Source organism: Calderihabitans maritimus (assembly GCF_002207765.1).
GTDB lineage: Bacteria > Bacillota > KKC1 > Calderihabitantales > Calderihabitantaceae > Calderihabitans > Calderihabitans maritimus.
In genome coordinates this window covers 40,764-52,635 of record NZ_BDGJ01000215.1, presented here as the reverse complement: position 1 = coordinate 52,635, position 11,872 = coordinate 40,764, and the positions used below count along the sequence as shown (strand labels likewise).

Here is an 11,872-nt window from a genome sequence, read left to right as displayed (position 1 = left end):
TGCTCTAACCAAGATGAACCGCGTCACTCGTGGATTGCCTAAAGAACACTACTTCGATGCCTGTTGTGTTGGACAAAGTACGCCGGTCAAAGTTGTCGTAACCCAACATTATGTCCAGGTTTGGCGTGCAATAGGTAGAGGTACACGCTGTATGTGCAATACCGACAAATATGGTTTTCCAAGAGGTCACAGGCAATCGCGACGGTTTTTCTTTGGGTTTATGACAGGGGATATAGTAGTGGCTGAAGTGCCAAAAGGTAAGTACAAAGGGCGCTGGGTAGGCAGAGTAGCTACCCGTGCCAGTGGTTGGTTCGACATTAAAGATGCCGCTGGCAAGCGTATCTGTCAGGGTGTATCGTACCGCTACTTTAGGTTGTTGCAAAGGAATAGTGGTTGGCAGTATGAGAAGAAGTCTTGCGGCGTCTCCTCCCCGTGCCTGAAGGCAGGGGCATCCGACGCCGCGTAAGCCGGTGAGCTCGCCGCTCACGCCGCCGAACTGCGGGAAGAATTGGAGCGGAAGCAGAGGCATATAGCGGAGCTTGATAAACAGAAAAACGAACTTCTTGACCTCCGGCTTGAGGGACTGCTTTCATCCAATGAACTTCGTAAGCGCATGCAGCGCCTTCACCGGCGGCGTGGGGAACTGGAAGCGGATATAAGCAATATCAAGCGGCGACTTGCTTCTATTGACCGCAAGGCTCAATGGACGGAAGATATCGAACAGTTTTGCAGGAGACTTGCGGAGCGGGTGGATACCCTATCCTTCGAGGAAAAGCGAGAGCTAATCCGGATACTTGATATTCGGGTCACAATACATAAGGACCGCAGAATTGTAATCGAGTGGCCTTTTGAGGTTCCTGTATGTGTTGACATGTCAAATCTGGACAATTACACCCACACTGTCGAATCCCGGGAGGCCTTTGGAGACATCCACTTCTACTTTTACCAGGTAACCTTCGGTTCCTAAGATTCCACAGCTCGATACGATAGATAGCATATAGCCAACTCCTCCTGCCACTGTTTTCCTGATAAAGCAATTATTCGACTCTCTATGACCAGGTTCCTCCCGTCGCTTAAGGAACAGGAAATTAATGGCCCGTTGAGCAGAAAATGTTGTATTATTATGTTAAGATTAAGAATGCACTTTTAAAATTTATTATAGGTTAAGGAGTGGCAAGGTAGTGAGAATTCTTCACACTTCTGACTGGCACCTGGGACGTACTCTGGAGGGTCGTTCCAGACTGCCGGAGCAGTTGCAGTTTATCGACCAACTGGCCGATATAGTTAAAGAGGAAGGGGTTAACCTTATCCTGGTAACGGGAGACGTGTTTGATACATATAATCCCTCCGCTGAAGCGGAAGAATTATTTTTTTACGCTTTGGAACGCCTGGCCACCGGAGGAAAGCGGGCGGTGGTGATAATCGCGGGTAATCACGACAGTCCGGACCGCATCCGTGCTGCCAACCCCCTTGCCTTAAAACATGGTATTTCCCTGGTAGGCTATCCCGGTGAAAAGCTGACCTGTGGCGGTTCGACCGGCGGAGTGGAAAGAGTACGTACCGGCAAAGGTTGGCTGGAGATAGCGGTACCGGATGCAGAACAGTCAGCTGTTATTGTCACCTTACCCTATCCGTCGGAATCCAGACTCAATGAGCTTTTAAGCAGGGAATTAGATGAAGGTGCCCAACAGGTTGCCTATTCTGACCGTATCAAACAGATACTGGAGGAAAGCAGTCGGGCTTTTCGAGCTGATACAGTTAACTTAGTCGCAGGACATTTTTTCATGGCTGGTGGTTGGGAATCGCAGTCGGAAAGACCTATACAACTGGGAGGAGCACTGGCCGTTGAACCGGCGGCACTTCCTTCCCACGCTCATTACATAGCTCTAGGGCACCTTCACCGACCTCAGGCGGTAGAGGGCACTCCGGCACCTTGTCGCTACTCCGGGTCACCTCTGGCGTACAGCTTTTCTGAGGCCAACCAGCAGAAGGAAGTAGTAATCGTAGATGCCGTCCCGGATAAAAAAACCTTGGTGAAAGAAGTTAAGTTAAATTGCGGTAGGCCGTTGAAGCGGTGGCAGGTAGACAGCCTGGAGGAGGTTTATGCCTGGTGTAACCGGCCGGAGAACCTGAAATGCTGGGTCGAGCTGGAGATGAAGCTGCAGGAACCGCTCAGCAGTTCGCAGCTCGCCGAATTGCGCAAGCTGCATCCAGGGATTGTTAACGTGCGCGTTATTTTACCGGAGGTGGAAAGGGGACCTGATGAGAAACGGCTTTCGAAAATGTCCTTACCGGAACAGTTTAAACTGTTCGTAACCCGACAGCGCGGTGTAGAGCCGTCCAAGGAGCTGGTAGACTTCTTTTTGGAACTGGTTAATGAAGAGTTAGGAGACCTTGAGGATCGCGCCGGGGGTGAAGCAGATTGAGACCTATAAGATTGGAATTTAGTGGTCTGCACAGCTATCGTACGCGACAGATCATCAATTTTGAAGAATTGGGTGCCGCCGGCCTGTTCGGAATTTTTGGTCCCACCGGCAGCGGAAAATCTTCTATTTTAGATGCCATGACTTTAGCTCTTTACGGAAATGTAGAGCGGGCTGCGTGGGGTACCCGGGGTATTATAAATCAGAACGAAAACTATCTGGAAGTTTCGTTTGAGTTTGAGTTGGGTAGTAATCGTTATGTGGTGGAACGACGGTATCAGAAAGATCCTTCCGACCCCGATCGGGCTAGAGCAAAGTATGCCCGTTTATGGAAGATTTCTTATTCCGGCGATGTAGAGGAAGTAGTTGCTTCGGGGGTATCGGATACCAACGCAGCGCTGGAACGGCTCCTCGGTCTCAAGCAGGATGAGTTTTCTCGGGCTGTGGTGCTTCCCCAGGGTAAGTTTGACCAGTTCCTCAAACTAACCGGTAGTGAACGGGCCAGGATGCTGGAGCATATTTTTTGTCTGGAACGTTTCGGCGAGGAGCTAACCAACAAAGCCAGAAAAGTTAGTATTGACTGTGCCGCGCAACTGGATAACATCGAGGCGGAAAAAAGAGGCCTTGGTGACTGTTCGGCTGAGGCAGAGGTTGCTGCCAAGCAAAGGCTGGCAGAAAATGAAAAGTGGCTGCAGCAATTGGAAGTACAGTACGATGTTTTAGATAAAAGATACCGAGAAGCCGAACAGCTATGTGAATTGTACGAAGAGAAGGCTAAAATGATTTTACAAAAAAGGGAACTCGACGAGCAGAAAAAAGGTATGGAAAATATATTGCACACCCTTAATAGGGCGGAAAAGGTTGAACCAATGCGGAACCTTATGGAAAGGGAAAAGGAGATATCGGAAGAGTTAAGGCTGCTGGAAGAAAAACTAGCACAGGAGAAGAGACGGCTGGCGCAAACCAAAGTTGAGCTTACCGAAGCTGAAGAGGCATTAGCGGCAGCGACAAGGCGAAAGGAAGAGGAATTGCCTGAACTTATAAAGCGCCAGGAGAGGCTTCAGGAGGCGTTGGCTAAGGGAGCTGAACTAGAGAAACTTCAAACAGAGAAAGAGAGGATAGCTTTAGAGCTGGAGGAACTAAGGAACAGGCTCGGGCAACTGAAAAAAGCCAGGGAAAACCAGTATAAGAGACTGGAAATGATAAATAAAAGCTACCGAAAATTGAACGAGCAACGTCAGAAGCTATATGTTAATTTGGCTGAAAAAGAAAAAATCCGGGTTGCCTTGCAGGTGCTTGCTCAGCTCGAGAGCCGGGAAAAGCTGTTTTACGAAGCCAGGGATGAATATAGAGAACGCCAAAAAAAGAGCGAAAAATGTTGGCAGCAGTTGGTTCAAAAGATACGGGAAGTATTACCGAAAACAGTTTTGGAACCGAGTACAGATATAGCCGCGTTGGCGTCGGAACAGGTACGGGCGGCCGAGAGGAACCTCACGGAGACGGACAAGGCTTATCAACGGGCGCTGGTACAGGACAGGGTGAAAGTTCTGGCCCAGGAGCTTAAAGAGGGAGAACCATGTCCAGTTTGCGGTTCGCGTGAACATCCTGCCCCAGCCATTGAGCCGGCCATAGAACTAGAACAAGCCCAACAAGCTCTGAAGGACGCGGGAACACGACTCCAAATGTTGCGCCGGTGGCAAGAGAATGTGTTGCAAATGTGGACTAGCTGGCAAAGTGCTTGGGAGGAAACGAAACGGTCAAAGGAGAGGGTGGAAAAACTTGCCAAAGAACTCGAAGCGGCACAGCAAGAATTTAATGAGGTACGAGGAGATTATGAACGTAGTTACCTACAAAAGCGATATAGGGAGCTAGAACGACTGGAAGGCGAATTGTTTGAGATCAACAAGCGAAACGGTGCCATAGATGAAGAGCGCCAGGAAGTAGAGGCCCAGATTCGAGAACTAGAGGGCGAGATACAGTCCATGGAACTGAAGTCAGTAGCTTTGGAAAATCAACTGGAAGGGTTGACTGCCCAAATAAAACAGTTAGTCAGGCGTCTTGACGAAACTACCGGAGGCATAGATCCGGAAAAATCTCTACGGGAGACGATAAAGAAAATAGAAGCTTTACAGCAGGAGTTAAAGTTGGCTGAGGAACGGGTAAGAAAAATACGAGATTGTTACAGGCAGCTGGAGAGCAAAGTACTAATTGTGAATTCCAAAATAGAGACACTTCAAGGTGAGGTCTCGGACATACGATACCGTCTGGAGAAGGGAATTACCGCGGCGGGTTTCGCTAGTATTGAAGAAGCCCGAGCGGCGATGCTAGATGGTGAAAAGCGGGAGGAGTTGCGTAAGAGACTGGAAAGCTACCGTGTGGAATACGAAACAGTAAACGCGCAGTTAAAACGACTGGAATTGGCGATTAGTGGACGAGCCTTTAATAGAGAAGAATTTGAAAATTTAAAGGTGAAAATTAAAGAGATAGCAGATGAGTTGAAACAGGCAAGAGAAGCCGTTGCTGTTAGTAGAGAGAAGCTAAAGGAACTGATGCAAAAGAAAAAGCGATGGAACGAACTCGAGGAGCAGGCGGCGAAGATCAAGCAGCGTAAGTCTCTTGCGGAAGAGTTGAGTAAACTTTTACAGGGCCGTCGTTTTGTGCAGTTTTTGGCGGAGGAACATCTTAAAGATATGACCGTCGATGCGTCAATCCGGTTGGGTAAACTTACGGGGCAGAGATACGCTTTAGAGTTAGGGGAAGGTTGCGAGTTTGTTATGCGAGATGATTATAACGGTGGGCGGCGGAGGCCTGTGACAAGCCTTTCCGGGGGGGAGACTTTCTTGACTTCCCTAGCCTTGGCCCTAGCTCTTTCTTCTAAGATTCAGTTGCGAGGACAATATCCCTTAGGTTTCTTTTTTCTCGATGAAGGATTCGGCACCTTGGATGAAGAAAAACTTGAGCTGGTAGTATCTACCTTGGAGAAGCTTCATAACCCGGAACGTGTGGTAGGAGTAATCAGCCATGTTAGAGAACTGAGAGAACGACTGCCCCTTTACCTCGAAGTTTTACCGGCCACCGAAGACGGGAAAGGAAGTGAAGTCAGAATGGTTAAAAATTAAAGAATGAGGGGCGGACAACCACTTAGAAGGGCAGGGATTTGAAATGACTACCGGAAAGCTTCTTACACCGTCAAAAGAAGAGTGGAGGAAAAGATATGCAGCAACTGAGACCAGACAGGGCAAAAGGGCGAAAAAACGTTCAGGTTTCAAACAGTTTCTTGCCGGACTGTTTTTATTCGTTTTATGGATCGGAACAGTTTATGTAGCCTATTCTTACATTGAAAATAGGCTGGCTGAACAGCATGCCATGTTACAGGCATATATTGATCGGCAGGTACAAAACATTCAGGAAACCAACGCCCTCAATATTCAAACTATAGTTCAGAAACAGGAAAGGCTCTTGTCTGAGCTTACGAAAATAAAGAGAGCTCTGGAAGAAGCTGATGAAGTTATAAGTCAATCTAACAGTACCCGGGAGGCCCTGGATGAAAGAATTACCCAATTGGATAAACAATTAGAAAATCTCAAAGAAAGTCTACGTATTTTGCAGGAGACAGTCGATGCGAAGAATTAGTTTCATTTTTGCCGTATTTTTACTGGCACCTTTATGTGGGTTAATCTGGGGACTTTCCGGGGAAGCTTCTTTTTCGCAGGTATTATTTCCAAGCGAACAAATGATACTACAGACGGAAACGTTATTTTCTAATATGAAACAGCTTAACGAAGTTGTATCGGACCTGCAAAGGCAAATCGGTTTTATCCAGGCTTCAGTTGCGGAACAGGAACGGATATACCGTGAACAGCAGTTGTTAATTCAGAAACTGGTTCAGAAAAGCCGGCAGCAAAAGACTTTGTCTGACGAACTATATGAAAAGGAAATCCTGGCTCGACTTGGTACACCTTTTGAAGTCTTTCGTTCCAACCGGGTAGAAATCAAGTTGTTCGATTTAAAAGAGAAGGATTACAAGGGGTACATTGCTAAAGTTAAAGTGTTCGACCCCGAGGCTGTGCAGGTGGTGCTGGCCCAGGATCAACTTGGAAAGAGTGAGACGACCAGCGAGGCTGTACAGCGGAAGGGAGCTGTACTGGGTATAAATGGAGGAGGCTTCTACAAGACATATAATGAGGGCCAATTGCAATATTGGCCTATCGGAACCACTATGATTGATAGCGAGATGATTACCGGTTTTTCTCCGACCCATGATGACCTTTTCTTCACCGGTTTCGATAAAAAAGGTCGTTTAATTGGGGGCTTGTTTGAAGAGGAGCGAGAGTTGTTAGCCTTAAATCCTCGCGACGGAGTCAGTTTTGTGCCGGTACTGTTAAAGAACAGGGAAGCCAAAGAAATACCGGAAAAATGGCGTAATGAAAAACATCCGCGTACGGTACTCGGTCAGTATGCTAACGGTGATCTTATCTTTTTGGTTATTGACGGCCGGCAGCCAGGCTGGAGTGCCGGCGCCACTTTAGAAGAGGTGCAGATTAAGCTACTTGAACTGGGGGTAGTTGATGCCTACAATTTAGATGGAGGAGGATCTACCACCATGGTATATAAAGGGAAAGTCCTCAATCGACCTTCTGATGGTAAAGAGAGGCGGGTCGCCACCAACATCGTGGTTCTGCCCTGATACTTATTTTGCTTTTAATAAAGTTGGGGAAAGGAGAATTGGTAAGAATGAAATTTCTTAAATTACAAAATCTGGTTACCAAGGAACCACTGGGGCAGAACAGATTATATTTTTGCGCATTAGGGGGATATTAAATAATAGACCAAAAAATTTAAGTCGAGCAGGAGGTTAATAATACCTCCTGTTTTTTTATAAGGAAGCACTATAATAAATAAACTGGATCTTTGCGGAGGGTATAATTTGTCCAGAATAAAGGGTAAGATTGGCGGGTATATTTTAGAGTTATCAAATCTCGATAAAGTTTTGTGGCCGGATGAAGGGTATACCAAGGCACATCTTATAGAATATTACCAAAAAGTATCTTCTTATCTACTTCCTCATCTGGAGGGAAGGCCTTTAGTTCTAAAAAGATATCCGGACGGCATTGCCGGCAAAAGCTTTTATCAGAAGGAATGCCCTGATTATGCTCCCCGTTGGATAAAGACAGTTCCAATTCCTTCCCGGGGAAAACGTAAAGTTATCAATTATTGTCTCTGTTCTGATTTGCAAACTTTACTATGGTTGGCCAATCAGGCCTGTATAGAAATGCACCCGTGGTTGGGAAATTATAGTAGGCCAGATTATCCTGAGGTAGCTGTTTTTGACCTGGATCCCCAACCGCCGGCCAGCTTCCCCGATGTCTTAGAAGTAGCACTTTTGATTAGAAGAGCGTTGGATTCTTTTAATTTAATTGGGTATCCTAAAATTTCCGGTGCTTCCGGAATACATATTTATATACCTATTGAACCAAGGTATAATTATGCAGAAGTAAGGCGAGCAATAGGATTTCTGTGCAAGCTGGTAGCTGAAGCCTGCCCGGAGAAAGTTACTCTAGAACGAAATGTTTCGCGAAGGAAAGGTAAAGTTTATCTTGACTATTTCCAAAATGCCCGAGGAAAAACTATTGCTTCCGTTTATAGTGTCCGCCCTTTGCCTGGAGCACCGGTTTCGCTTCCCGTTACTTGGGAGGAAATTGAGGAAAGAAAAGTAGAGGTCGGGCGGTATCACATGAAAAATGTGTTTAGCAGATTGGAAAAATTAGGAGATCTTTTCGCTCCGGTTTTAACTCAAAAGCAGTCTTTAGAGGAAGTCCTAAACATAGCTCGGTGACAAGGATAGGAAAAATATTCTATGCGGTGCAGGAAAAATACCTTTTCTCAAGAACAAGAATATATTGTTAATAACCCGTGAGTCGAGGGATCTTTATGGATAAGAATATTTATTGGTTGGCTCTCATCCAAACACCTATGGTAGGTCCCAGAACCCTTTTAAAACTGGTAAGACATTTAGGAAATCCACAGCGCGTTTGGGAAGCCAACAGGAAGGAATTGGAGCAGGTTCCTGAAATACCCCCAGCGGTAGTAGAAAACATAGTTGTCCGCCGGCGCAGTTTAGACTTGCAGCGAGAATGGGATAGATTGCAAGAATATCAGGTTCGTCTTATTACAATTGATGATGAGGATTATCCAGTAAACCTTAAGAGAATCTATGATCCCCCGCCGGTTCTCTTTGTAAAAGGGACTATTAAAAAAGAAGATGAACAGGCAATTGCTATAGTTGGCTCCAGGCGAGCTACAGCTTATGGGCGAAAGGTAGCTCAGAAACTGGCGCAGGAATTAGTTTTGAATGGATTTTGTGTAGTCAGCGGGATGGCCAGAGGAATAGATACCTGTGCTCATCAGGGAGCCTTGCAGGGAGGCGGACGAACTATTGCTGTTCTAGGTTCGGGTATAAATGTTGTTTATCCTCGAGAAAATGATCAGCTCATGGAAAGCATCTCGGAAAACGGGGCAGTCATTTCAGAATTTCCTTTGGACACTCAGCCGGAGCCGGGCAATTTTCCCGTTCGCAACCGAATTATCAGCGGCCTGGCCTGGGGAACATTAGTAGTGGAAGCAACCGAGCGTAGCGGTTCTTTAATAACGGTTGATTTTGCTTTAGAGCAGGGCCGGGATGTGTTCGCTGTTCCCGGACCTATAACTAGCCCCTGCAGCAAAGGTACCAACAATCTGATCAAACAGGGAGCTAAACTGGTAGAAACGGTCGCCGATATTTTAGAGGAATACGGTATTAAACCTTTTTTTTCGGGTGAAGATCGAAAAGGAAATATATCTCTTGACAAAATAGAGAAAGAAGTTTTACAGTTAGTTTCTAGTGAACCAGTTCATGTCGATGAGTTGCAAAAGCTGACGGGACTTTCGATAAGTCGATTAAATTCAATTCTGATGTTTTTAGAATTAAAAGGACTGGTTCGGCAGCTGCCTGGAAAATATTATTTGGCTAGCGGTTAAAATATTAAATTATAGCCAAATATAGTAGAGAATACCAGGTTAGTAAAAGGCAGTAAACGAGGTGAGAGCATTGTCAAAAACTTTAGTGATCGTTGAATCACCGGCTAAAGCCAAGACCATCAGCCGGTTCTTAGGGAAAAAATTTGTAGTTAAGTCCTCCATGGGGCATGTACGGGATTTACCTAAAAGTCAGTTCGGAGTGGACGTGGAAAAGGGATTTGAACCCAAATATATTACTATTAGGGGTAAGGGAGAAATATTAAAGGAGTTGAAAGCAGCGGCTCATAAATCGAAACGAATACTTCTTGCTCCTGACCCGGATCGGGAGGGGGAGGCTATTGCTTGGCACCTGCAAAAAATTTTACAGATCGATGAGAATGAGCCTTGTCGTATCGAATTTAATGAAATTACGAAAAAAGCCATACAGAAGGCTATAGAACATCCCAGAACTATCGATTACAACCGGGTTAACGCTCAACAAGCTCGCCGCATTTTAGATAGATTGGTGGGCTATAATTTAAGTCCTTTGTTGTGGCGCAAGATAAAAAAAGGACTTAGTGCCGGTAGAGTCCAATCGGTAGCGGTAAGATTGATATGTGATCGGGAACGAGAGATTGAGGAATTTGTTCCCGAGGAATACTGGAGCTTGACTGCTATCCTGGAGGATCCTTCCAAACCAGTTACGTTTAAGGCAAAACTAATTCAAAGGAACGGGGAAAAAATTGATATTCGTAATGAAGAACAGATGAAAAGAGTGCTGAGAGAGCTTGAGGGAGCTGAGTATGTCGTTGTTGATCTGAAAGAGAGGACTAAGAAGCGCAATCCTTCGGCTCCCTTTATTACCAGTACTTTGCAACAAGAGGCTTATCGCAAGCTTAATTTCACTGCTCGCAAGACTATGCAGATAGCTCAGCAATTATACGAAGGAATTAGCTTAGGTAAGAAGGAAGGGCCGGTTGGTTTAATAACTTATATTCGAACGGATTCTACCAGGATTTCTTCCGAAGCAGTAGATGAAGTCCGGAAATTTATCCGAGAGAAATTTGGTAAACATTACTTGCCGGATAATCCTCGGATTTATGTGGGGAAAAAGGGGGCCCAGGACGCACACGAGGCGATTAGACCTACCTCTGTTTTCCGCGAGCCGGAAGGTATTAAAAAATATCTCACCCAGGACCAATTTAAACTGTACAAATTGATCTGGGACCGTTTTGTCGCCTGCCAGATGAGTTCGGCCCAGATTCAGATAAGTACGGTAGATATCCGGGCAGGAAATTTTCTATTTCGCGCCACGGGTTCTTCGATTGTGTTTCCCGGATTTATGAAGATTTATGTCGAGAGTGGAGAAGAGGAAACAGATAGAGGCGATGAGAAATTGCCCGAGCTGAAAGTAGGAGCCCAGCTTCGGTTAATTAAATTGGAAGATAAAAGACATTTTACTCAACCTCCGCCCCGGTATACGGAAGCATCATTAGTAAAAGCCCTAGAGGAAAAAGGGATTGGTCGCCCTAGCACCTATGCCCCTATTTTGGAAACCATTCTGGCGCGGGGTTACGTGGTACGGGAACAGAGGCATTTTTATCCTACAGAATTAGGTATGGTGGTCGTTGACTTACTAAAGCAATATTTTCCTGATATCATTGACGTTGAATTTACTGCTAATATGGAGGACAGGTTGGATAAGATCGAAGAAGGGCAGTTACCGTGGCGACAGGTGGTAGGTGAGTTTTATCGCCCCTTCCAGGAACTGTTGCAGAAAGCTGATCGGGAAATTGAACAAATTGAAATTGAAGAAGAAGTCAGTGAAGAAGTGTGCGAAAAATGCGGTAGAAACTTGGTAGTCAAGTTCGGACGTTACGGTAAATTTTTGGCGTGCCCTGGGTTTCCTGAATGTCGTTATACCAAACCATTGCTGGAAACAATAGGTGTAGACTGTCCTCAGTGTGAAGGAACTATAGTCCTAAGGCGAAATAAAAAAGGCCGGAAGTTTTACGGCTGTAGCAACTATCCAGAATGCAATTATGTTTCCTGGTGGAAACCTACGAATAAAGAATGCCCTGAATGTGGCACCAGATTGGTGGAGAAGTATCAGCGTAATGGCGTTCTTTGGGTGTGCCCTGAAGAGGAATGTTTTTACCAACAACAGGCGGAGAAAAATAACTCTGATCAAGAATCATGAAGAAAGGAATGGTTTTTATCGATGCAGCTTATGGTCATTGGTGGTGGGTTGGCCGGAGCCGAGGCGTGCTGGCAGGCTGCGGAACGAGGTATTAAAGTGGAACTATGGGAAATGCGGCCTTCCCGTATGACTCCTGCGCACCATACCGACCTGCTGGCAGAGCTGGTGTGTAGTAACTCATTGCGTTCTAACGCACTTGAAAACGCAGTAGGAGTTTTAAAAGAAGAAATGCGCCGGTGCAACTCTTTAATAA

At 45.8% G+C, this 11,872-nt stretch carries 9 protein-coding genes and 1 pseudogene; all 10 read left to right on the top strand.

Annotated elements, in window-relative coordinates; genetic code table 11:
* A pseudogene (locus KKC1_RS16950) lies at positions 1 to 466 on the top strand (RNA-guided endonuclease IscB); the annotation flags it as partial.
* Between the two features lie 42 nt (positions 467 to 508).
* The gene (locus KKC1_RS15400) at positions 509 to 967 is read left to right on the top strand and encodes a hypothetical protein (RefSeq protein WP_088555303.1); all 459 of its coding nucleotides are present in this window, start codon (positions 509 to 511) and stop codon (positions 965 to 967) included.
* Between the two features lie 214 nt (positions 968 to 1,181).
* Positions 1,182 to 2,426: an exonuclease SbcCD subunit D gene (locus KKC1_RS15395; protein ID WP_088555302.1), complete on the top strand. Its 1,245-nt coding sequence runs from the start codon at positions 1,182 to 1,184 to the stop codon at positions 2,424 to 2,426.
* The gene (locus KKC1_RS15390; protein WP_088555301.1) at positions 2,423 to 5,542 is read left to right on the top strand and encodes an AAA family ATPase; all 3,120 of its coding nucleotides are present in this window, start codon (positions 2,423 to 2,425) and stop codon (positions 5,540 to 5,542) included. The genes KKC1_RS15395 and KKC1_RS15390 overlap by 4 nt, the downstream gene beginning before the upstream one ends.
* A 43-nt stretch (positions 5,543 to 5,585) precedes the next feature.
* Positions 5,586 to 6,056: a hypothetical protein gene (locus KKC1_RS15385; RefSeq protein ID WP_088555300.1), complete on the top strand. Its 471-nt coding sequence runs from the start codon at positions 5,586 to 5,588 to the stop codon at positions 6,054 to 6,056.
* The gene (locus tag KKC1_RS15380; protein WP_088555299.1) at positions 6,043 to 7,110 is read left to right on the top strand and encodes a phosphodiester glycosidase family protein; all 1,068 of its coding nucleotides are present in this window, start codon (positions 6,043 to 6,045) and stop codon (positions 7,108 to 7,110) included. Before KKC1_RS15385 ends, KKC1_RS15380 begins: the two co-directional genes overlap by 14 nt.
* A 240-nt stretch (positions 7,111 to 7,350) precedes the next feature.
* Entirely contained in the window at positions 7,351 to 8,259 is a 909-nt protein-coding gene (gene ligD, locus KKC1_RS15375) for a non-homologous end-joining DNA ligase (RefSeq protein ID WP_088555298.1), read from the top strand.
* 95 nt (positions 8,260 to 8,354) lie between these two features.
* Positions 8,355 to 9,440 carry a DNA-processing protein DprA gene (dprA, locus tag KKC1_RS15370; RefSeq protein ID WP_088555297.1) on the top strand — a complete coding sequence of 362 codons (1,086 nt, stop codon included), beginning with the start codon at positions 8,355 to 8,357 and terminating at the stop codon, positions 9,438 to 9,440.
* Positions 9,441 to 9,510: 70 nt separating this feature from the next.
* Positions 9,511 to 11,619 (top strand): type I DNA topoisomerase, encoded by a 2,109-nt coding sequence (gene topA, locus KKC1_RS15365; RefSeq protein ID WP_088555296.1) that lies wholly within the window; start codon positions 9,511 to 9,513, stop codon positions 11,617 to 11,619.
* A 21-nt stretch (positions 11,620 to 11,640) separates the two neighbouring features.
* Positions 11,641 to 11,872, top strand: a 232-nt coding sequence (locus tag KKC1_RS15360; protein ID WP_153802869.1) for an FAD-dependent oxidoreductase, incomplete at its 3' end; no start/stop codon positions are given.